At 69.3% G+C, this 21,643-nt stretch carries 20 protein-coding genes; 9 read left to right on the top strand and 11 right to left on the bottom strand.

Features of this window, described 5'->3' with window-relative positions; translation table 11 throughout:
- Nucleotide 1: 1 nt before the first annotated feature.
- Nucleotides 2-469, bottom strand: coding sequence for a DUF4188 domain-containing protein (locus ACYVIO_RS05910; protein ID WP_460649623.1), 468 nt, complete (start codon nucleotides 467-469; stop codon nucleotides 2-4).
- Nucleotides 470-545: 76 nt separating this feature from the next.
- On the opposite strand from ACYVIO_RS05910, the gene ACYVIO_RS05905 reads away from it, so the two are divergent.
- The gene (locus tag ACYVIO_RS05905) at nucleotides 546-1,175 is read left to right on the top strand and encodes a MerR family transcriptional regulator (RefSeq protein ID WP_460649622.1); all 630 of its coding nucleotides are present in this window, start codon (nucleotides 546-548) and stop codon (nucleotides 1,173-1,175) included.
- On the opposite strand, the gene ACYVIO_RS05900 is transcribed toward ACYVIO_RS05905, so the two are convergent.
- Nucleotides 1,164-1,859 carry a DUF6348 family protein gene (locus ACYVIO_RS05900; RefSeq protein WP_460649621.1) on the bottom strand — a complete coding sequence of 232 codons (696 nt, stop codon included), beginning with the start codon at nucleotides 1,857-1,859 and terminating at the stop codon, nucleotides 1,164-1,166. The genes ACYVIO_RS05905 and ACYVIO_RS05900 overlap by 12 nt on opposite strands.
- Before the next feature lie 47 nt (nucleotides 1,860-1,906).
- The gene (locus ACYVIO_RS05895; protein ID WP_460649620.1) at nucleotides 1,907-2,839 is read right to left on the bottom strand and encodes an acyl-ACP desaturase; all 933 of its coding nucleotides are present in this window, start codon (nucleotides 2,837-2,839) and stop codon (nucleotides 1,907-1,909) included.
- An 88-nt stretch (nucleotides 2,840-2,927) separates the two neighbouring features.
- On the opposite strand from ACYVIO_RS05895, the gene ACYVIO_RS05890 reads away from it, so the two are divergent.
- Complete coding sequence (locus ACYVIO_RS05890; protein ID WP_460649619.1) at nucleotides 2,928-3,341, top strand: acyl-CoA thioesterase; 414 nt, start codon at nucleotides 2,928-2,930, stop codon at nucleotides 3,339-3,341.
- Nucleotides 3,341-4,447: a zinc-dependent alcohol dehydrogenase family protein gene (locus ACYVIO_RS05885; protein ID WP_460649618.1), complete on the top strand. Its 1,107-nt coding sequence runs from the start codon at nucleotides 3,341-3,343 to the stop codon at nucleotides 4,445-4,447. Before ACYVIO_RS05890 ends, ACYVIO_RS05885 begins: the two co-directional genes overlap by 1 nt.
- Here ACYVIO_RS05885 and ACYVIO_RS05880 read toward each other — a convergent pair.
- Nucleotides 4,444-5,517, bottom strand: a complete 1,074-nt coding sequence (locus ACYVIO_RS05880; protein ID WP_460649617.1) for a glycoside hydrolase family 75 protein — start codon at nucleotides 5,515-5,517, stop codon at nucleotides 4,444-4,446. The two genes, ACYVIO_RS05885 and ACYVIO_RS05880, sit on opposite strands and share 4 nt — an antisense overlap.
- 273 nt (nucleotides 5,518-5,790) lie before the next feature.
- On the opposite strand from ACYVIO_RS05880, the gene ACYVIO_RS05875 reads away from it, so the two are divergent.
- Nucleotides 5,791-7,245, top strand: a complete 1,455-nt coding sequence (locus ACYVIO_RS05875) for a zinc-dependent metalloprotease family protein (protein ID WP_460649616.1) — start codon at nucleotides 5,791-5,793, stop codon at nucleotides 7,243-7,245.
- Nucleotides 7,246-7,334: 89 nt separating this feature from the next.
- Complete coding sequence (locus ACYVIO_RS05870) at nucleotides 7,335-8,696, top strand: zinc-dependent metalloprotease family protein (protein ID WP_460649615.1); 1,362 nt, start codon at nucleotides 7,335-7,337, stop codon at nucleotides 8,694-8,696.
- 1,454 nt (nucleotides 8,697-10,150) lie between these two features.
- Here the strand turns inward: ACYVIO_RS05870 and ACYVIO_RS05865 are convergent.
- The 6 genes from ACYVIO_RS05865 to ACYVIO_RS05840 all read right to left on the bottom strand — a co-directional run bounded on the left by ACYVIO_RS05865 (nucleotide 10,151) and on the right by ACYVIO_RS05840 (nucleotide 14,761).
- The gene (locus tag ACYVIO_RS05865) at nucleotides 10,151-11,284 is read right to left on the bottom strand and encodes a hypothetical protein (protein WP_460649614.1); all 1,134 of its coding nucleotides are present in this window, start codon (nucleotides 11,282-11,284) and stop codon (nucleotides 10,151-10,153) included.
- On the bottom strand, nucleotides 11,281-11,442 hold the full coding sequence (locus ACYVIO_RS05860; RefSeq protein WP_460649613.1) for a hypothetical protein: 162 nt from the start codon (nucleotides 11,440-11,442) through the stop codon (nucleotides 11,281-11,283). The genes ACYVIO_RS05865 and ACYVIO_RS05860 overlap by 4 nt, the downstream gene beginning before the upstream one ends.
- Before the next feature lie 100 nt (nucleotides 11,443-11,542).
- On the bottom strand, nucleotides 11,543-11,980 hold the full coding sequence (locus ACYVIO_RS05855) for a hypothetical protein (protein WP_460649612.1): 438 nt from the start codon (nucleotides 11,978-11,980) through the stop codon (nucleotides 11,543-11,545).
- 82 nt (nucleotides 11,981-12,062) lie between these two features.
- Entirely contained in the window at nucleotides 12,063-12,893 is an 831-nt protein-coding gene (locus ACYVIO_RS05850; RefSeq protein WP_460649611.1) for a DUF72 domain-containing protein, read from the bottom strand.
- Nucleotides 12,894-13,094: 201 nt separating this feature from the next.
- Nucleotides 13,095-14,174: an inositol-3-phosphate synthase gene (locus tag ACYVIO_RS05845; RefSeq protein WP_460649610.1), complete on the bottom strand. Its 1,080-nt coding sequence runs from the start codon at nucleotides 14,172-14,174 to the stop codon at nucleotides 13,095-13,097.
- 11 nt (nucleotides 14,175-14,185) lie between these two features.
- Entirely contained in the window at nucleotides 14,186-14,761 is a 576-nt protein-coding gene (locus tag ACYVIO_RS05840; protein ID WP_184800650.1) for a PadR family transcriptional regulator, read from the bottom strand.
- Nucleotides 14,762-14,977: 216 nt separating this feature from the next.
- Here ACYVIO_RS05840 and ACYVIO_RS05835 point away from each other — a divergent pair, with 216 nt between their 5' ends.
- The 4 genes from ACYVIO_RS05835 to ACYVIO_RS05820 all read left to right on the top strand — a co-directional run bounded on the left by ACYVIO_RS05835 (nucleotide 14,978) and on the right by ACYVIO_RS05820 (nucleotide 20,312).
- Nucleotides 14,978-16,465, top strand: coding sequence for a short-chain fatty acid transporter (locus ACYVIO_RS05835; RefSeq protein ID WP_460649609.1), 1,488 nt, complete (start codon nucleotides 14,978-14,980; stop codon nucleotides 16,463-16,465).
- A gap of 88 nt (nucleotides 16,466-16,553) precedes the next feature.
- Nucleotides 16,554-18,812 (top strand): transglycosylase domain-containing protein, encoded by a 2,259-nt coding sequence (locus tag ACYVIO_RS05830; protein WP_460649608.1) that lies wholly within the window; start codon nucleotides 16,554-16,556, stop codon nucleotides 18,810-18,812.
- Nucleotides 18,813-18,924: 112 nt separating this feature from the next.
- Entirely contained in the window at nucleotides 18,925-20,115 is a 1,191-nt protein-coding gene (locus ACYVIO_RS05825) for a mannosyltransferase family protein (RefSeq protein ID WP_460649607.1), read from the top strand.
- 47 nt (nucleotides 20,116-20,162) lie between these two features.
- Entirely contained in the window at nucleotides 20,163-20,312 is a 150-nt protein-coding gene (locus tag ACYVIO_RS05820) for a hypothetical protein (protein ID WP_460649606.1), read from the top strand.
- On the opposite strand, the gene ACYVIO_RS05815 is transcribed toward ACYVIO_RS05820, so the two are convergent.
- Complete coding sequence (locus tag ACYVIO_RS05815; RefSeq protein ID WP_460649605.1) at nucleotides 20,297-21,541, bottom strand: hypothetical protein; 1,245 nt, start codon at nucleotides 21,539-21,541, stop codon at nucleotides 20,297-20,299. The two genes, ACYVIO_RS05820 and ACYVIO_RS05815, sit on opposite strands and share 16 nt — an antisense overlap.
- Nucleotides 21,542-21,643 lie beyond the last annotated feature (102 nt).

Here is a 21,643-nt window from a genome sequence, read left to right as displayed (position 1 = left end):
TCTACCGGTGCGCGAGCCTCTCCGCTGCGGTCGCTCCGCGCCTGCCGACCGGGACGACGCCGGACACCTTGCCGAGCCCCAGCAGCGGCATGTTGCCGTAGATCGTCTCGAACCGCCCGGCCGGTACCACGTACGTCTCGTGCCAGATGCCCGCGCTGGTGCCCTTGTACGCGTGCTTGAAGAACTCGGTCCAGGCCGGCCGGTGCGTGCGCTGCGCGTCGTTCGCGAACGCCTGCAGCTTCTCGGTCGACTCCCAGTACTGGATCATCGTGACGCTGCGCAGCCCGGGGAACGTGCGGAAGCCGAGCAGGCCGCTGTCCGGGTCCGTCGTCAGCTCCCGCAGCATCGGGCCCATCGCCTTGGCCACCGGCAGCCACTGCCGCCAGGCGCGCAGCTTGTTCACCCGCATCCCGATCAGGAACACCACCAGGTCCCCGTCGTACGCCGCGGTCTGTCGTCCCTCGATCATGGCGATCTCCTCTATTGGATAGTGCTACTCCCTAATATTGGAGAGTGATACTCTCCAAAAGTCAAGAGGAGGCGAGATGTGGATCGCGGAGCTGTCCCGGCAGACCGACGTCCCGGTGGCGACGATCAAGTACTACCTGCGCGAGGGGCTGCTCCCGCCGGGTGAAGCGGTCGGCGCGACCAGGAGCCGGTACGACGAGGCGCACGTACGACGCCTGCGGCTGATCCGCGCGCTGGTCGAGTCGGGCGGCCTGTCGCTGGCTCGCGTCCGGGGCGTGCTCGCCGAGGTGGACGAGGAGTCGCGCGAGCTGCACGAGGTGCTCGGTGCCGCGCACGGCGCGCTGATCCCGGACGACCTGACGGCGACCGTCGAGTCACGGCTCCGGGTCGACGACCTCATCGCTACGAACGAGTGGCAGGTCTTCTCGGAGTCCCCGGACCGCCTGCTGCTCGCCGGCGCGCTCGATGCGCTGGAGAAGGTCGGCTATCACCTGGACGACGACCTGCTGGAGACCTACGCGCAGGCCGCGACCGAGATCGCCGACGCCGAGGTCGGGCATCTCCCATCGTCGGGGGACCGGCAGGAGACGGTCGAAGCGACCGTCCTACTCACCGCGCTGGGCGGTCCGGTGCTGCTAGCGCTCCGGCGACTGGCTCAGCAGAGCGCGTCGGCCCGCCGGTACGGCAGCTCGCACCTACCCGGTTGAGGTCTGCACCAGGAGGAGGAACGTGCGGGCGTAGCTCAGGTCGTCGACCGGCCGCGGCCAGTCCAGCTCGGCGAGCGCGGCGCCGGCCGTCTCGTGGACCTCGCCGTTCACCGTGACCTCGGCCGTCTCGGAGCCTTCGCGGCCGCCGAAGAAGACCTTGATGCCGACCAGTTGTCCGCCGGTGAGCTCGAGATCCTTGCTCAGCACCGGCACGAGCGCCGGAGCGAGCGGGTGATCCTGCGCCCAGAGCTGCACGGCCTCGCGTTCGGGACCGCTGCCCCACCCGACGATGCCGCCGTGGATCAGGTGCCAGCCCGGGAAGCCGCGCGGGTCGTCGGCGCCGAAGTGCCCGGCGAACGAGCCGTCCTGGACGAGCAGCTCGAAGACCGCGCTGCCCGTCGTGTCGAGCCAGGTGCCGATCGCGCGATCGACGGACTCCTCGACCGTGCCGCCGTACCCCATTACGCAGTCGGTCAGCGTGGTGGTGTCCGGCCGGTCCAGGTTGAGGACGAAGTTCAGGTCCAGATGCCCGGGCTCGCCGGTGTGGTCCTCGCCGAGCGTGACCCCGACCGTGCCCGGGCCGCGGACGACGTCGCCGTCGACGTGCCACTCACGCTGCGACGCCGCCGCCAGCCGCGCGGCGAGCTTGTCGAGGATCACCGCGTCCGGCAGCCGATCAGTCATGCGGCGACCCTAGTACGTCGTACGCGGGACACCGCGGTACGCCGTACTCAGGCCTCCGCGCGAGCGGCCAGCCGCTCACGCAGCCGGTCCCGCTGCTCGACGAACTTGGTCGCCTGCGCGTCCAGCCCGGCCATGAACTCGGCCAGCTCGTCGCGCGCCTTGGCGCCGTCGCCGCTCAGGTCGTCGCGGTCGAAGACCTTCCAGTTGCGCAGGATCGGCGCGACGACCTCGTCGTGGTGCAGCCGCAGGTCGTAGATGCCGGCCTTCGCGATCGTCACCGAGTTGCGCGCGAAGCCCTCCATCGTCGCCCCCGGCATCGAGAAGTCGGTGACCTCGTTGGTGACGGCCCGCATCGTCTCGTTCGGCGCCAGCTCGAACGCGGCGGCGACCAGGTTGCGGTAGAAGATCATGTGCAGGTTCTCGTCGGTCGCGATCCGCGCCAGCAGTTGGTCCGCGATCGGGTCGCCGGTCGCCTTGCCCGTGTTGCGGTGCGACACGCGGGTGGCGAGCTCCTGGAAGCTGACGTACGCGATCGCCTCCAGCATGTTCTTGTCGACCTCGTGACCGACGGTCATGTGCGCCATCCGGGCCACCTCGAGCTCGACCGGGTCGACCCCGCGGGTGACCACCAGGTAGTCACGCAGCGCGATCCCGTGCCGGCCCTCCTCGGCGGTCCAGCGCCCGACCCACGTCCCCCAGGCGCCGTCCAGCCCGAACTGGGTGGCGATCTCGCGGTGGTACGACGGGAGGTTGTCCTCGGTCAGCAGGTTGGTGATCATCGCGACCTTGGCCACCGGGTCGAGCCGGGACTGCTCGGGATCCCAGTCCTCGCCGCCGAGGAACGCGAAGTCGCGGCCCTCGCTCCACGGCACGTAGTCGTGCGGGTTCCAGTTCTTGGTGATCGCCAGGTGCCGCTCGAGGTTCTCCTCGACGACAGGCTCCAGCTCGTGCAGCAGGTTGGTCACCAGCTTGTCGGACACCGAGGGTTCCCTTCGTCGGCGGATCCCCCTACCTTACGGCACCGTAAGTTACGCAACCGTAGGTACGTCGCGGCTTAGGCTGGGCCCGGTGGACCGCAGCGCCTTCCCGCACTTCCACGCGATCACCACGCGCTGGAAGGACAACGACGTGTACGGGCACGTCAACAACGTCGAGTACTACAGCTTCTTCGACACCGTGATCAACGCGTTCCTGATCCGGGCCGGCGGGCTGGACATCCACGGCGGCCCGGTGATCGGGTTGTGCGTGGAGTCGCAGTGCACGTTCAAGGCGTCGCTGGCCTTCCCGGACACCGTCGACGCCGGGTTGCGGGTCGCCAAGCTGGGGAACTCGAGCGTGACCTACGAGATCGGGCTGTTCCGCTCCGGGGACTCCGGTGCCGCCGCGGTCGGTCGCTTCGTGCACGTGTTCGTGGACCGCGACAACCGTCGCCCGGTCCCGTTGCCCGACGAGCTGCGCACCGCGCTGGAGGGAATCGTTTGATGATCGTGCAGGGCGCCGTACTGCGGGAGATGGGTCTGCCCGGGCCGTACGCCGAGTCGCGGCCGCTGCGGATCGAGGAGGTCTCGCTGGCCGATCCCGGTCCCGGCGAGTTGCTCGTCCGGGTGCGTGCGGCCGGGCTGTGCCACTCCGACCTGTCCGTGATCGACGGCTCGCGACCGCGGGTGATGCCGATGCTGCTCGGGCACGAGGCGACCGGTGAGGTGGTCCGGTCGGAGTCTGCTGAGTTCGCGCCGGGGGACACCGTCGGGTTCGCGTTCGTGCCGGCCTGCGGGATCTGCGGGCCGTGCGCGGAGGGCCGCGCGGCGCTGTGCGAGCCAGGCGCGGCGGCGAACACGGCCGGCACGTTGCTCGGCGGGCCGCAGCGGTTGGACGGCGTACATCATCATCTGGGTGTGTCCGGGTTCGCCGACCACGCGGTGGTGTCGGCGCGCTCGGCGGTGAAGATCGATCCGTCGCTGCCGCCGGAGATCGCGGCGCTGTTCGGCTGCGCGGTGATGACCGGGGTCGGTGCCGTCGTGAACACCGCGCGGGTGCAGCCGGGTCAGAGCGCGGTCGTCTTCGGGCTCGGTGGCGTCGGGCTGTCGGCGTTGCTGGGCGCCGTACTGGCCGGTGCGCATCCGATCGTCGCGGTTGACGTCGTACCGGCGAAGCTGGCGCTCGCGCTGGAACTCGGCGCCACCGCCGCAATCGATGCCCGAGGCAACGATGTGGTGGAGCAGGTGAAGGAGGCGACGTCCGGCGGCGCGCACTACGCGTTCGAGACCGTCGGCAGTGCAGCCGTCCTGACCCAGGCCTATGAAGCAACCCGTCGCGGCGGCACCACGGTGACCGTCGGTCTCCCGCATCCGTCCCAGTTGCTGAGCATCCCGGCGGTGTCGCTGGTCGCGGAGGAACGCACGCTCAAGGGCTCGTACCTCGGCTCGGCCGTGCCCAGCCGAGACATTCCGCGCTACATCGCGCTGTACCTGGCGGGTCGCCTCCCGGTCGACAAGCTGCTCACCTCGACAGTCGCACTGGGCGACCTGAACGAGGCGTTCGACCAGCTCGCGGTCGGTACGACGATCCGCCAGGTTCTCGTGCTCTAGTTGTTGTTCACGAACGTCCGCGCGAGCTCCTCGCCGCGGGTGACGGCCAGGGTGTGGTTCTCGATCGGGTTGATGGTCGAGTTCTTGAACACGATGTACGTGACGCCGGAGTCGGTGCCGCCGTTGCTCGGGTCCGGGTTGATGCCGAGCTGCTGTGCCGCGGCGTACGAGGCCTCGCCGATGATCTCGGTCGGGCCGGTGTCACCGACGACGGCGTAGGTGACCTGGTTGTTGTAGATCACCGCGACCACGCCACCACCGTCGATGCCGAAGTTGCGGTAGTCCCAGGTGCTGCTCGGGCTCGGTACGACGACGTACGGCAGTTGCGCGGCGTTGAGCGGCTGGTCGGTCGAGGTGTGGAACGCGGTGTCGGGCAGGAAGCAGCAGTCGGTGTTCTCGTTGCACTGGTCGGTCCGGACGCCGTCGCAGTCGATGTCCATGTCGGCCTTCCAGAACACGGCGCCGTTCTTTCCGCAGACCGGGATGGTCCGGCCGAGCTCCTCGTCGGTCTTGTAGGTGCCGTTGGAGATCTGGCTGCAGCTGGTCACCTTGGCCAGCAGCTCCGCGGCGGTCGGTGCGCCGCCGGTGCCGCCACCGGCGTCGGTGACGGTCAGGGAGTCGAGGTTCGGGCCGCCGTTCGCGGTGGTGGCGGTGGTCTTGATCGTGTGGGTGCCGGCGGTGAGCGTCGTGTTGACGTTCGTGGTGGTCCAGTTCGTCCAGGCGCCGGTGCCGGGGAACTGCGGAGTGGCGACGGTCCGGCCGTCGACGGCGATCGTCATCGGCCGGTTCACCGCGGTGCCGTTGGCGGAACGGAACGCCAGCGTGGCGTTGCCGGCCGCGCCGACGTTCACCGTGAGGGTGACCGACGAGCCCGTGACGTTGTCGTAGTTGACGAAGCCGGAGCCGGTGAACCCGGCGTGGTTGGACTCGACGACACCTTGACTGCGGGTGCCGCTCTCGGCCTGGTACGTCGTGGTGGCGGCCGCGGCCGGCGACGTGGTGGCGGCCGGGAGTCCGAGTCCGGTGGCCAGCAGTGCGAGGGCGAGCGCGAGGGGGCGGAATCTACGCATCATTCACCTCTTCAGTTAGTTAGGAAACTTTCCTAACCATCGAAGCGGGGTCGTGCGACGTCAAGAGGCTGCCGGTTCCGGAACTTCCATCGGCGGCCAATGGGGTGGCGCCGAGAAAGGTTAATTTCGCGCCAAAGCTGTATACAGCGCGGCAACCGGTGCGGCAGTCTTACGCACCGTGCGGACACGCCCACCGCACGTGAAGCAGGGACCCGTTCGTTGCGCCGCCCGCGACACGAACGGCGCCCGAGGAGTCCCTGAGGAGGACCCCCAATGCAGAGCAGGATCCGCCGTACCGGCGCTCTCGTCGGAGCCGGAGCCGTCGTCTTCGGAGCACTGGCCATCGTGGCCGGCAACCAGGCCGACGCGCAGCAGAAGGTCCCAGTGGTGCCCCTGGACCAGGTGATCGGTGAGCAGCTGCAGGGCAAGGCCGCGCTGGGCAAGCTCCAGCCGCGCCTGGCCGAGCTGGCCGAGCGCAACGGGATCGCCGAGCAGAAGCTCGAGCAGATCCTGGCCACCGACAAGACCAGCTGGCTCGACAAGACCGGCAAGCTCTTCTACCGCGAGCCCGCGGCGACCAAGGCCGAGCTGGCCAAGTCGACCGCGTCGCCGCGCTGGGCCAAGGCGCCGGTGCGTTCCGCCGCTGCCGCCGGCCCGGCGTTCGAGCTGCACAGCAAGGCCGGCTCGAACCGTGTGCTCTACCTGGACTTCGACGGCCACACGATCACCGGCACCGCCTGGAACACCGGCGGCAAGCCGACCACGGTCAACGTCGGCGCGTACGACACCGACGGCAACACGAGCAACTGGAGCACCGCCGAGCAGGACGTCGTACGGGATGTGTGGGCCCGGATCGCCGAGGACTACGCACCGTTCGACGTCGACGTCACCACGCAGGCGCCGGCCGAGTCCGCGATCACGCGCTCCGGATCGTCCGACCAGCAGTACGGCACGCGCGTGCTGATCGACCCGGGCACCTGGTACCAGTCCGGCTGCGGTTGCGGCGGTGTCGCGTACGTCGGCGTGTACGACGAAGCGAGCCGGCACGCGTACTACCAGCCGGCCCTGGTCTTCACCAAGGGTGTCGGCACCGGCGCGAAGAACATCGCCGAGGCGGCGTCGCACGAGGCCGGCCACAACATCGGGCTGAGCCACGATGGCACCGCGTCGGTCGGGTACTACCAGGGCCACGGGGCCTGGGCACCGATCATGGGCGTCGGCTACTCCAAGGCGATCAGCCAGTGGAGCAAGGGCGAGTACACCGGCGCGAACAACAAGGAAGACGACTTCGCCGTCGCCGGCCAGAACGGTCTCGCGCTGCGCGCCGACGACCACGGCAACGACACCGCGAACGCGACCACGCTCGCCGTCGGCGCCACGGTCTCCGGTGTCTACGCAAACGACAGCGACGTCGACGTCTTCCGGGTCGCCAACCTCGCCGCCGGGCGCTACACGTTCGCCGCGAACTCGGCCGCCAAGGGCGCTGACCTGGACATCAAGCTCCAGCTGCTGAACTCGGCGGGCACGGTCGTCGCCACCGCCGACCCGGCCTCGGGCCAGACCAACTCGGGAACGCCGACCGGGCTGAGCGCTTCGCTCACTCAGCAGGTCGCGGCCGGCACGTACTACCTGCGGGTCGACAACGTCGGCTACGCCAGCCCGCTGAACACCGGCTACTCGACGTACGGCAGCCGCGGCGCGTACTCGGTGCGCGTCACCGCCGGCTGATTCGTTCGACTCCCGGGGCGCCCTTCTTCTGGTGAAGGGGCGCCCCGGGCCACGGGGGCACTGGGGGGAATCCTTGAGGAGGATTCCGGATGTTTCGTCGTACTGGAGCGTTGGTCGTTGCAGGAGTCGTTGTTTTCGGAGGGTTGGCGGTCGCCGCCGGGAACCAGGCCTCGGCGCAGCCCGGGCCCGACTGGACAGTTGTTGCTCAGAGCAACGGTTTGAGCGTGGAGAAGCTGCACGAGACGCTGGCCGACACCACCAGCCGGCTGGACGAGACCGGCCGTTTGTTCTTTCGTGAACCGAGTCTGACGCCTGCGCAGAAGGCCGAGGCCGCGTCACCGCGCTGGGCTTCGGCGGCGGTCGCCGCCGCGGAGGGCCCGGCGTTCGAGCTGCACAGCAAGGCCGGCGCGAATCGCGTGATCTACCTCGACTTCGACGGCCACAGCATCACCGGCACCGCGTGGAACGCCGACAAGGGCATCGACCCGGTCAACGTTTCGCCGTACGACACCGACGGCAATCCGGCGGTCTTCAGTACGGCGGAGCAGGACGTCGTCCACGAGGTCTGGGCCCGCGTCGCCGAGGACTACGCGCCGTTCGACGTCGACGTCACCACGCAGGAACCGCCGCAGGACGCGATCACCCGCTCGGACTCGGCCGACGAGCAGTACGGCACGCGGGTGCTGATCGATCCCGACACCTGGTACCAGTCGGGCTGCGGCTGTGGCGGCGTCGCCTACATCGGCGTGTACGACGCGGCGAGCCAGCACGACTACTACCAACCCGCGCTGGTCTTCACCAAGGGCGTCGGCACCGGGGCGAAGAACCTCGCCGAAGCCGCCTCCCACGAAGCCGGCCACAACGTAGGCCTGGGCCACGACGGCACCGCCACAGTCGGCTACTACGAAGGCCACGGCGCCTGGGCCCCGATCATGGGCGTCGGCTACTACCGAGCCATCAGCCAGTGGAGCAAGGGCGAGTACGCCGGCGCCAACAACACCGAGGACGACTACACCGTCATCTCCTCCCACGGCCTCCCCCTCCGCGCCGACGACCACGCCGACACCCTCGAGAACGCCTCACCCCTGACCGCAGGCACCCCAGCCCCCGGCGTCATCACCACCGAAACCGACACCGACCTCTTCCGCGTAGACGTCACCACGGCAGGCACCTACACCGCCACAGCCACCCCAGCCCCCACCGGCGCCAACCTGGACCTCCAGCTGGACCTCCTCAACGCGAGCGGCACCCAGCTAACCTCCGCCAACCCCGCCTCCGGCCAATCCAACCCCGGCACCCCCACCGGCCTGGACGCCACCCTCACCACCCAGCTCCAACCCGGCACCTACTACCTCCGCCTAGACAACGTAGGCAACGCCGACCCAACATCCACCGGCTATTCCCCCTACGGCAGCCGAGGCGCCTACACCCTCACCATCAACCCCACCTGACCCAGACCTGCGGCTCCGCCTGACCCGCACCCCACCAGACCCACACCCGCCCGACCCCGCTGCTCCAGCACTCCAGCAGCCCCACACCCCGCCCGACTCCGCTGGTCCGGCACCCACCAGATCCACACCTCTGCCGACTCCGCTGGTCCGGCACCCACCAGATCCACACCTCTGCCGACTCCGCTGGTCCGGCACTCCACCAGACCCACCCCTCTTCTCACCCGGCTCGACCAGCCCCACCAGACAGCCGACCACAGCACCCACCACCTGCACTCGTCGCACGCCCAAGACCCACCCGCCTCCACCTCGCCGTTCCCCCCAAACACCACCGGCCTGCCCACTCCCCGTAGCACCACGCCACCCGACAGCCCGAGCACAGCACCCACCGTCAGAACACCCCGACTGCGGCAGCTCCACACCAGGCACGCCAGCACCACCCTGCTACCCCCAATCGCCTGCCCGCCGCCTGCCCCAAGCCCAGCCACCTGACCCCATCCAGCGGGTTGCCGCCCGCCGCACCAACCCTGGCCGCCGCCCGACACGTCCCCTCGCTCCACACCACCTGTACGCCAGCCGCACCCGACGCCACCACCGTCCCGCCGCTGCACCACCACCCCGCCCGACAGCCCTGAGCACAGCACCCCACCCCAGCCCGCGCACCACCGCACGCGGCGCACGACCTGTCCCACGCCGCCGCACCAAGCTGACTGCCTTCGCACCCACCGCGCGCCCCACGCCTAACTATGTGCCGCCCGCCCAGCGGGCCGGGCGGCACACCCCCTGAACCCCTGCGGCTGGCCTTCTCTGGCGGGGCCGACCACCCGCAGGCCGCCTCGTCCCCCGAGCCCGTGCTCGGGGGACGAGGCTCTACAGATCGCACCCGCCACCCGGGTTGGGCGCTGGTTCCGGCGCTGGCGCCAACACCACGGGCAGCAACGCGCACAGGCCTCGCGGTCGTCCCCGAGCGGCGTACCTCGGCGAGCGCCACCACGACGCCGACCACCGCGACCCGAAGCATCCAAGCGGTTGCTGGAAGCCGTTCCACAGCGCGTCGACCCAGCCGCGGACCGCCTGCCGATAGTCGTCGGCATCGGGGCACACCGAGCGCGAGCCGACCACTCGCAGGCCGCCTCGTCACCCCGAGCACGCGCTCGGGGGACGGGGTTTTGACGGGCTGGCCGAGGACTGGCACCGCCAGCTCGACCTCACCCTGCTGGCGATGGGCGGACAGGGGAGCGGCAACGACCTGCTGAGAGGGTCGGGCTCGGAGCAGAAGTCGGACTGATCAGGCCCAGCGCGCGCCGGCCGGGCAGAACACCAGCGACGCCGTCGGGCGGGCGAACGGGTCAGCGGAGGAAGGGACTCGGATCGGCCCGCGGTGTGGTCGGCGTCTACAACCCGCGCGTATCCCACCCGGTGTGTGGGACGGGTGTGGGAGATGGGTGGTGGCTGGGTTAGCGGGTGAGTTCGAGGTCTTGGGCTGGGGGACTGGGAGTTCTGGAACGGGTGGGTTTGTGGTCCCGGGCTCGGGAATCGGCGGTTCTGGGGTGGGTGGGCTCGAGGGCTTGGGCGGGGGAGTCGGCAGTTCCGGGAGGGATGGAAGCGACGTCTTCTGCTGAGTGATCGGGAGTTCCCGGGCTGATGGGCGCGAGGGCCTGGGCTGCGGTTTGGGGAGTTCGGGGCCGGGCGAAGAGCTTGGCCAGGTGTTCCAGGCGTTGGTCGAGGGTGGTTAGGGCGGTTCGGAGGGCGGCATGGGAGCGGTGGGCGGCCAGGTCCTGGGGATGGAGTTGGAGGATTTCCAGGGACTGGAAGGCACTGCGGAGGTGGGCTTCCAGGTAGTGGCGGATCTCGGGCTCCTCGGTGTACGGGATCAGGCGGGGGAGGGTGGTGGCGCGGTAGAGGATGTCGGTGACCAGCGGCCACTGGCCTTCGGTGGTTTGGCGGTTTAGCTCGGTGAGGGTGGAGCCGGGTGCATGGTGGCGGCGTTCGTCCAGGTAGTTCGTCAGGGCGAGGGTTGCGGGGACGTAGGCCTGGTACGACGGGCGCGTGGAGACGCTGTCGATGCCGGGAGCGTGGTGGGGGATGGACAGGAGGCGCAGGTAGGCGTCCAGGTGGGTGTGGGACCAGGCTTCGGCGACGCCTTCCTCGAGGGCCTGGGCGCCAGGGGTGCGGAAGGCGGCTCGGGCTGCCTCTTGGGTGGAGCCGTGGGGGCCTAGGAAGTGGGACTGCTCATGGAGGAGCGTCAGCAAGGCATCGCGATACCGGGCCAAGGTGATCGTGGGCCGGGACTCGCCGGCTCGGGCGTACAGGTCGTGCAGTGGTGCGAGGACGAACTCGCGGTCGAGGTGGAGCGTGCCGTCCCAGTGGGCCAGGCCGAGGATGCCGTCGCCGGCTTCGACGATCTGGCCGTTCCAGGCGGAGCGGTCGGCGCCGGACAGGGACAGGGCGGCTTGGGCGTGCTGGGTGAGCAGCTCCGCGAGGGTGTGCGGAGCTGCGAAGGGGACGATGCGGCCTGAGTTGTGCTGCCGCAGGGCCGACTGGATCGGGTCGGCTCCGCGCTGGCCGTTGCCGAGCGGTGCCGCGGTCATGGGCGGATCGACGTGGCGAGGCGGACCAGGGCGTCGGCCGAGCGGCGCAGGTTGGTGCTTTCGTTCGGGTCCACGCAGGTGTCGGCGCGGCGGCGGAGTTCGGCGATCAGCCACTCGGTGCGGGCCAGGCGGTCGCCGTACGGCTCGTTGGTCTCCATGGGGGTCCTTCCGGGCGAGGTGTGGTCTCGCCAGGGAAGGTATGGAGAAAGCGCCGCGACTCAGCGGCGAGTTACCAGGCTGTGGATAAGCCCCGGAACGTCAGCGCGAGTGCTCGAGCCCGTCGGCGAGCATCGCCAGCGGCTCGGTCATCTTCAGCAGCGTGAACCGTTCGCCCGGATCCTCGACCCGGTCCGCCAGCGTGCGGATCTTCTTGATCGCCCGCTGGGCCAGTTTGATCCGCTCGGTGACCGGACCGTCCGCGGCGTTCGCCTCGGCGGTCAGCGCGAACGCCTCCTGGAAGGCCTTCTCGTACGCCGGTGAGGCCGGCGGCGGCGTGTTGCGCCGGACCATCTCCAGCAGGTCGGTCAGCGACGCCAGGTCGGACGCCGCCTCCTCCCGCTCGGAGCGCAGCTCCACCTGGTCGGCCAGCACCGCCAGACGGCCTACTTCGGCGGCCAGGCCATCCACGTCCAGCCGTGCGTCGAGGCACGCCTGCTGGATGGCGTCATACGCAGAGCGGAACTCGTCGTACCTCACAGTGAACAAACCTAGGGCACAACGGGCCCCCGCGGCGAGACACGAATGTCGCACTGGTTGAACCTCTGGCGAAGAAAGCGGATCAGAACAGCGTCGGCGGCGCGGATTGCGCAGGTTCAGGCAGCGGTTCGAGCTCCGGTACGAGGGCCCGTACGTCATCGTGGAACCGCCGCGCCAGGCCGAGCGCGAGCGCGTTGTCGGGGGTGTGGATGAAGACGGTCGGCGATCGTCCCTCCCGTAACCACTCGGCGCACAACGAAGCCCAGCCCTGCCAGCCGACGGCGGTCTCCTCGGCCGAGTCCCGCCCGATGTAGCGCACGATCGGCTGGTCGGTCAGAGCTCGCGTACGCCGGGGGACGCGCGGCTTGTTCATCCAGGCCTCCCGCTCGACCAGGCTGGTCGCCGGCTTGCCGAACAGCGTCATCGTGTCGAACGGGACCCACTCGGCGCCGGTCCGGTCGAGGACCTGCTCCAGTGAAGCCGTCGCGCGGTCGTCGGTGAAGAAGTCGCGGTGCCGCACCTCCACGGCGTACCGATGTGTGCGCGGGAGCTTGTGCATGAACGTCGCCAGCGCGCCGAGATCGCCCGGGCCGAAGGACGCCGGGAGCTGGATCCAGAAGGCGTGGGCGCGAGGGCCTAGTGGTTCGAGGGCCGACAGGAAGGCCGCCAGTTCGGCGTCGGCGCTGCGGAGGCGGCGTTCGTGGGTGATCGTCTTCGGGAGCTTCACCACGAAGCGGAAGTTGGGCGAGGTCTGCGCTGCCCAGTTCTCGACCGAGCTGCGGGACGGTGTCGCGTAGAAGGTCGTGTTGCCCTCGACCGCGGTGCACCAGGAAGCGTACGAGCGCAGGCGGTCCTTGGAGCTGAGGTCCCAGGCCGCGTGGGTCCACTGCGCGCAGCCGACATGAAGTCGCACGGGGAAAACATAGTCGTCCGACGGCTGGGGCCGGTGGCCATGCGGCCGGGAAGGTTGTCCGGGGCGAGGCCGCTGCGGCCGGAAGAGAGGAAGTAGAGGGCCGAGCCAGCAGGTGTCAGAGCGACTCCGGCGGAAAGCCGAGGCCCCGCAGCCGGTGATCGGTTGCGGGGCCCGCGATCAGCCCGGAACGAGCGGATCAGGTCAGCGCTCGACCTCGCCCTTGATGAACTTCTCCACCAGGTCGCGGCAGACGTCGTCGGCGTACTGCTCCGGCGGCGACTTCATGAAGTACGACGACGCGGACAGGATCGGGCCGCCGATGCCGCGGTCCTTGGCGATCTTCACCGCGCGGATCGCGTCGATGATGATGCCGGCCGAGTTCGGCGAGTCCCAGACCTCGAGCTTGTACTCCAGCGACAGCGGGACGTCGCCGAAGTTGCGGCCCTCGAGCCGGATGAAGGCCCACTTGCGGTCGTCGAGCCAGGCCACGTAGTCGGACGGGCCGATGTGCACGTTGCGCGGGTCGATGTCGTCGACCAGCTGCGAGGTGACGGACTGGGTCTTGCTGATCTTCTTGGACTCCAGCCGGTCGCGCTCCAGCATGTTCTTGAAGTCCATGTTGCCGCCGACGTTCAGCTGGTAGGTCCGGTCGACGGTGACGCCGCGGTCCTCGAACAGCTTGGCCAGCACGCGGTGGGTGATGGTGGCGCCGATCTGCGACTTGATGTCGTCGCCGACGATCGGGACACCGGCCGCGGTGAACTTGTCCGCCCACTCCTTCGTCCCGGCGATGAACACCGGCAGCGCGTTCACGAACGCGACGTTCGCGTCGATCGCGCACTGCGCGTAGAACTTCGCCGCCTGCTCCGAACCGACCGGCAGGTAGCAGACCAGTACGTCGACCTGCGCCTCACGCAGGGCGGCGACGACGTCGACCGGCGACGCGTCGGACTCGGTGATCGTCTCGCGGTAGTACTTGCCGAGACCGTCCAGGGTGTGACCGCGCTGCACGGTGACGCCGCTCGGCGGCACGTCGCAGATCTTGATCGTGTTGTTCTCACTGGCGCCGATCGCGTCGGCGAGGTCGAGGCCGACCTTCTTGCCGTCCACGTCGAACGCGGCGACGAACTCGACGTCGCGGACGTGGTAGTCGCCGAACTGGACGTGCATCAGACCGGGGACGCGCTCGTCGGGCTTGGCGTCACGGTAGTAGTGCACGCCCTGGACGAGCGAGCTGGCGCAGTTGCCGACACCGACGATCGCTACGCGGATCGAAGTCATCTGGAACTCCTTCAATTGGGGGGTGTTGCAGGCGGTTTCTGGTCTGGGGGCTGCTGCTGGCGCCGTTCGCCGTCGATCAGCTCGTTCAGCCAGCGGACCTCGCGCTCGGCCGACTCCAGGCCGTGCCGTTGCAGCTCGAGGGTGTACGCGTCGACCCGCTCCGCCGTGCGGCTCATCGCCGCCCGGAAGTTGGCCAGCCGCTCCTCCATCCGGGCCCTGCGGCCCTCGAGGATGCGCAACCGGGTGGCCGGGTCGGTCCGGCCGAAGAACGAGAACCGGACCCCGAACGTGTCGTCGTCCCAGGCCGACGGACCCGCGTCGTGCATGGCGTGCGCGAAGTGGTCCTTCCCGTCGGCGGTGATCGAGTAGACGATCTTGGGCCGGCGGCCGTCCGGCGTACCGGCCTCGGTCGCGATCAGGCCGGTCCGGAGCATCGCCTTCAGGCACGGGTAGAGCGACCCGAACGACAGCACCCGTCCCCACCCGAACTGGGCGTTGACGCGCTTGCGGAGCTCGTAGCCGTGCATCGGCGCTTCGTGCAGCAGACCGAGTACGGCGAGTTCCAGGACCCCACTGCGGTTTCCCATGACCCCACCTCCCTCGGTCCAGTTTGTCATGACCTGATGTATCGGTTCGATACATCGCCTCGCCACTGTAAGCAGTTGATTGACAGGACGACAACTCATGACAAAGTCCACCTTTGTCACCTCGCCGTACGACGCGCCCCCGGAAACCTGTCACGTCAGGCTGCGATCTGCGTTAATCACTTGACACACAGCGTCGTGAGTCAGGAGCGGAGAGTCATGACCGAGAGTCACGGCAAGCACGCCAAGCACGAGGTGGAGGGCGAAGGCCCGCTGGCGCGGATCGCGCTGCGGTTCACCGCGTTCACCGAGAAATGGCTGCCGGACGCGTTCGGGTTCGTCCTGGTCGGCACCTTTGTGGTGCTGCTGTTCGGGCTGGTCACCGGGGAGCCGCTGCTGAAACGCCCCGACGACCCGGCCGCGACGCACGGGTTCGGCCTGGTCGACGCGTGGGGGCTGGGCTTCTGGAGCCTGATCACCTTCACGCTGCAGATGGCGATGATCATCATCGGCGGGTACGCCGTGGCGACCAGCGGTCCGGTCGCGCGACTGATCACCCGGCTGGCCCGGATCCCGAAGTCACCGCGCGGCGCCGTCGCCTTCGTCGCGGCGGTCGCCATGCTCGCGTCGTACCTGAACTGGGCGTTCAGCCTGATCTTCGCGGCGATCCTGGCCCGCGAGGTGGCGCGCAACGTGCCGAAGGCGGACTACCGCGCGCTCGGCGCGATGGCGTTCCTCGGACTCGGGACGGTCTGGGCGCAGGGCCTGTCCGGCTCGGCCGCGCTGCAGGTCGCCAGCCCGAGCAGCAGCCCGGCGCCGGTCCAGGAGGTGATCAAGGCCGCCGGCCACGCCAGCGGGGTGATCCCGCTCAGCGACACGATCTTCACCTGGCAGGCGATCGTGGCGACGATCTTCGTGTACGCCGTGGGCGTGACGATGGCCTGGTTCGTCGCGCCCGGCGCGGACAACTCCAAGACCGCCGAGCACCTCGGGATCGAGCTCAAGCCGCTGATCGGGCGCGGATCCGCGTACAACGGACAGCGCAACGACGGCGAGACGCGGAGGCCGGGGGACTGGCTGGAGCACTCGCCGTTGTTCAGCCTGCTGGTGGTGCTGCTCGGCGCGGTCTATCTCGTCCGGTACTTCGACGGGAAGAACTTCTTCAGCGCGCTCGACCTGAACACGGTCAACCTGATCCTCTTCCTGCTCGCGATGCTGCTGCACTGGCGGCCGTGGCGGATGGCCCGCGCGGTCCGCGACGGCGCACCGGCGGCGGCCGGCGTACTGCTGCAGTTCCCCTTGTACGGCGGCATCTTCGGCATGATCGCCTACACGGGCATCTCGGCCCGGCTCGCCGGCTGGCTGGTGCAGGCGAGCACGCAGTTCTCCTTCCCGCCGCTAGTCGCGATCTACTCCTGCATCCTCGGCGTCTTCGTCCCCAGCGGCGGCAGCAAGTGGGTGATCGAGGCGCCGTACGTGCTCGAGGCCGCGAATCAGTTGAAGGTGGACGCCGGGTGGATGGTCGTCGTGTACGACCTCGGCGAGGCCAGCGCCAACCTGCTGCAGCCGTTCTGGATGCTCCCCACGCTCGCGATCCTCGGCCTCAAGGCCCGCGACATCATGGGCTACACCTTCACCCTGTTCCTCGCCTGCTTCCCCGCGGCGTTGCTCGCAGTCACGCTACTGGCGCCGCACGTCACGGGATAGGTACGCTCTGTGCTCATTTAGGGAGCGTTACCACATCCCCCTTAGTCTGGGGGGCAATGACTTCAGCGAGATCGTCGAGGACTGGACAGTGAGTGAAGCTCGTCGCAAGGCCGCCCCGTCTCGTGCGCGCCGCAAGAAACACTGGGCGCTCCGGATCGTCGGGTGGTTGCTGGCTCTGTTCTTCCTCGGTGTGATCGGGGCCGCGGCCACTTTCTTCATCGGGTACCAGACCACGGACATCCCGGACCCGAACAAGGCGTTCCAGATGAACACCTCGACGGTGTACTACTCGGACAACAAGACGGTGCTCGGCAGCTTCTACGACCAGAACCGCCAGTCGGTGCCGCTGGCTCAGATCCCGAAGACGGTTCAGGACGCCGTGATCGCGGCCGAGGACCGGACCTTCTGGACCAACCCGGGCGTCTCGCCGTCCGGCATGGCGCGCGCGGCGTTCAACATCGCCCGCGGCAAGCAGCTTCAGGGTGGTTCGACGATCACCCAGCAGTACGTGAAGATCATGTACCTCACGCAGGAGCGAACCTTCTCGCGGAAGTTCTCCGAGCTGTTCATCGCGACCAAGCTGAGCCGCCAGACGGACAAGAAGGAGATCCTCGAGGGGTACCTGAACACCATCTACTTCGGTGAAGGTGCCTACGGCATCAGTGCCGCCGGCGATGCGTACTTCAGCATTCCGGATCCGAAGAAGCTGGGTCCCGAGCGGGCCGCCTTCCTGGCCACCGTACTGAACAACCCGAGCTACTTCGACCCGGACAAGCCGGCGGCGCGGCAGCGGATCCTCGAGCGGTACCGGTACGTGCTGGACGGAATGCGGATCGGCGGCACGATCACGCAGGCGCAGTACGACACCATGAGCAAGAAGGTGCCGCCGCTCAACAAGAAGGCGAAGAGCCCCCGGTTCAAGGGGACCAAGGGCTACCTGCTGGCGATGGCCAAGGAAGAGCTGGACACCCTCGGCTACTCGCCTGAGGAGATCAGCGGTGGCGGCCTTCGGGTGGTGACGACCTTCGACGTCGGCAAGCAGACCGAGGCGGTCCGGGCCGGCATCAACGAGATCCCGGAAAAGAACCGGGCGAACCTGCACGTCGGCATCGCGTCGGTGCGGCCCGGCACCGGCGAGCTGGTGGCCATGTACGGCGGAGTCGACTTCCTGAAGAGCGAGCTGAACTGGGCCCGGCTGCGTGCCCGCCCCGGATCGTCGTTCAAGCCGTTCGCCGTGGCAGCCGCGCTGGAGGACGACCGCGGCCTGTACGAGCGGTACCAGGGCGACAGCCCGATCGAGATCCAGGGCAAGGAGCTCAACAACGAGTTCGACCGGGACTACGGCGAGGTGGACCTGCTGAAGGCCACCAAGCTGTCGATCAACACCGCCTTCTACGACCTGGTCGACAAGCAGATGGAGGACGGCCCGAACAAGGTCGTCGACGCTGCCGAGAAGGCCGGCATCCCGAAGACCGCCGCCCTCGAGCGCGGCCGGAACAACCCGTCGACCGTGCTCGGCCCGGACCCGTACGCCTCGCCGGTCGAGATGGCCAACGCGTACGCGACGTTCGCGGCCGGCGGGATGTACACGCCGGTGCACACGATCAAGACGGTCACGTCGCCGGGCAACGCGAAGAACTTCGACCAGAAGAACAAGTACAAGTCGGTCCGGCAGTTCGAGAAGCCGATCGCCGACCAGGTCAACTTCGCGCTCAGGAGCGTGACCGAGGACGGCGGCAGCGGCGAGCGGGCGCAGAAGCTCGACCGTGAGGTGGCCGGCAAGACCGGTACGGCGGGTGGTGTGGCCGTCGAGCACCGGGCCGCGAACGCGAAGTGCGACGGGTGCAAGGACGGCGACGACACGCTGACCTCCTGGTGGACGGGCTACACGCCGAACCTGTCGACGTCGGTGCTCTACCGCGCCGGCAAGACCGGTGAAGGCGACCTCGACCCGTTCAGCGACGACAAGGCGTTCTTCGGTGGCAACTGGCCGCTGAAGACCTGGCTGGCCTACATGGAGCCGGCGCTGGGCAGCTCCGATGAGGTGAAGTTCGACGAGCCGGACCCGGAGTCGATGGACAGCCCGACGCCGACCTTCACGCCGACAACGCCGCCGACGACGCCGCCGACCACGCCGCCCACCACGCCGCCGACGACGCCGTCGGGCCCGCCGACCACGCCGCCGAGCACGCCCAACAGCCCGCCGCCGAGCACGCCGGACGACCCCCCGACGGGCAAACCGACCCGGCCCACCCGGCCACCGATCACCTTCCCCACCGGCCCGAACGATCCACCGGGCGGCGAAGAAGGCGGCGGCGAGAACCCCGGCAACGGCAACAACCAGTAGCTCGCGCGAACCCAGCTGGACCGCACCCGTCAGGGTGCGGTCCAGCTGCGTTTCCGGCCGTACCTGTGGACGGAGCTGAGCCGGTTCAGTAGTGATGGGGCACGATGGGGGTGTGTTCGAGCGAACAGCTGGGGAGCAGCCCAAGCGGGCTCGGCGGGCCCGAGAGACGGGGGCCGCCGGGATCCGGCAGTGGTTGCCTGAGCGGCTGAGCCGGGAAGCGCTCGGCTGGTGGCTGATCACCCGGGCGGGGATCTTCCTGCTCGCGCTGTCCGCGCCGTTGCTGTTCAACCGCGGCGACACCTACCCGAACGTCTGGCACGCCTGGTGGCAGTGGGACGTCTGGCACTTCAAGGCGATCGCGGAGTTCGGCTACGCGAACGGCGAGCCGTCCGGTGCGCCGCTGGCGGCGTTCTTCCCGGGCCTGCCCGTCCTGATGCGGGCGGCCAGCTGGCTCGGCATCGGGTACGTCGGGGGAGGTGTGCTCGTCTCGGCCATCGCGAGTGCCGTCGCCGGGGTCTGGCTGGCCAAGCTCGCCCGGTACGAGTTCCCCGAGCTGCGCGACTTCGGGCCGACCGCGGCGCTGGTCTGGTTCACCGCGCCGGTCGGCGTCTTCCTCGCCGCGCCGTACACCGAAGCCCTGTTCTGCGCGTTCGCGTTCCCGGCCTGGCTGGCGGCGCGGCAGGGACGTTGGGCCCGGGCGGCGATCCTGGTCGCGCTGGCCTCGACGGTCCGGGTGTCCGGCCTGTTCCTGATCTTCGCGCTGTGCGTCGAGTTCGTCACCTCGAAGAAGCGGGACTGGCGGGCGTTGCCCTGGCTGGCGCTGCCGGCCGTACCGGTGCTCGGCTTCATGGCGTACCTGAAGCAGATCCACGGCTCCTGGTTCGCCTGGCAGGACGCGCAGGAGAAGGGCTGGGCCCGCGAGTTCACCTGGCCGTGGACCTCGATCATCCACACCTTCGAGGCCGCCACCAAGGGCCACTTCCCGGCGGACCGGACCGACTGGACCTGGATGTTCCGGGCCGAGCTGGTCGCGCTGCTGGTCGGACTGATCCTGGTCGCCTGGCTGCTCTGGCGCCGCTCGTGGGGCGAGGCTGCCTGGGTCGGCGCGACGGTGGCGGCGTTCGTCACGTCGTACTGGGTCTACTCGCTGACCAGGGCGACGCTGCTCTGGTGGCCGTTGTGGATCGGGCTGGCAGTGCTGCTGCACCGGAGACCCTGGCTGGGCAGGTTCTACCTCGGGCTGGCGATACCACTGGCCGCGATCTGGGCCGCGGCCTTCTTCACCGGCCGCTGGGCCGGCTGAGTAGTTCTGCTCAAGACGGCTGCGTAGTGCCGATCTAGCGTGACTCCATGGTTCGCAAAGCCTTGGCAGTAGGGATCGCGGCGGGTGCCTCGCTGGCGGCCCTGGTCGCGCTGCAGGCCCCGCTGTGCCCGCCCAACTCCGACACCTGTCTGGCTGACCAGTGGAGTGCCCAGGCCTGGGACTACCTCACCAAGTAGGCGAACCGCTGCGCGGCCGTCTCCCCGTACGGCGTGACGACGGCTACCGCGAGCTCGTGCTCTCCCAGCGTCAGGTCCAACGCCCACTCGGCTGCGTCGACCGGTCCACTGGGCAGGTGCAGCCGGATGCCCACGCCGTACGGGTGGAAGTGCTCGAACCGGACCACCGGGCGTTCCACCGTCCCGCCGAGCCCCGTCGCGAGCGCGGACAGTTGCGGGTACGCCGGGCCGCCGTCGCGGACGAGGCGTGGCGTCTCGATCACGCGGGAGCCCTGGAAGAGCGGCGCGAGCGGCCCAGCGGACCAGGTCACGCCGGTCGTGGTCGCCGACGCGAAGTAGGTGAACCAGTCGGCGGCCTGTCCGGTGCTGGGCGGCTCGACCGGCCCCGCACCCACGAAACGGGGTGCTGCGTCCAGTGCCAGCAGCTCCCGCACGCCCAGCGGCGTACCGGCGTCGTCGGCCCAGTACGAGCCGTTCTGGCCGTCCAGCACGACCCAGCGGTCCAGCTCGTCGATCCAGGCCTCGCTGACGACGTGGCCGCGCCCGACTCCGGTGTGGTGCGCGGGCTGACGTAGGTCGACGCGGCGCGAGGGGATCTGTACGGCGTTCAGCGCCTGGCTCAGCACGATCGAGTACTCGACGCAGGCGAACCGTTCGCCGGCGTCCACCCGCTCCAGCACGGTCAGCGCATCCGGGTCGTTCACGTGGTCGTTCGCGTGCTGCCAGCTCTTGTGCACCCACTCGAGCAGGCCGAGCGCGGTGGCCCAGGCCGACTCCCCAGGCGAGGGCAGGCGCTCCAGCAGTCCGCTCAGCCGGTCCGGTGCGATCGCGTAGAGCTCCAGCGGCAGCATCGGGGCCGCGTCGGGCCAGTCAGTCAGCTCCAGCGAAGGCAGCGGCACAAGCATCCGGCGCCGCAATGATGGCCACTCATCCCCGAACACCTTCTCCAGCTCTCCGTCGAACAGCTCGGGCTGGCTGAACCCACCGGCAACCGCCTCCTCGAGCAGCGCCAAGGCATCAGGCGAGCCCAGCCGAGCAGCAGCCAGCGCCGCACCAGGAGCCCACAGATGAGCCCACCACTCCGAGTCCTCGCGCAGCTCGGGCACCAGCCCCAGCAACTCCTGGTGGCGACCGGACCGCAGGCGCTCCTCGGCCCGGAGCCGCAGCCGGGCGAGCTCCCGAGGCGACCGCCCGACCGCGGTCCCCGGGGCGTCGTCGGGCTCACCCATTCCGCCTCCATCTCGCGATATGGACTCTTGAAGTCACGGGCAACCTATCCGGCAGCCCGTTCGTCAGTACGAGTGGAAGGGGTGGCAGGCCGGGCGGGGTCG

It is taken from the genome of Kribbella endophytica, assembly GCF_054781295.1.
Note: the sequence above shows the minus strand (reverse complement) of the source record. Positions and strands in the feature narration are given on the sequence as shown.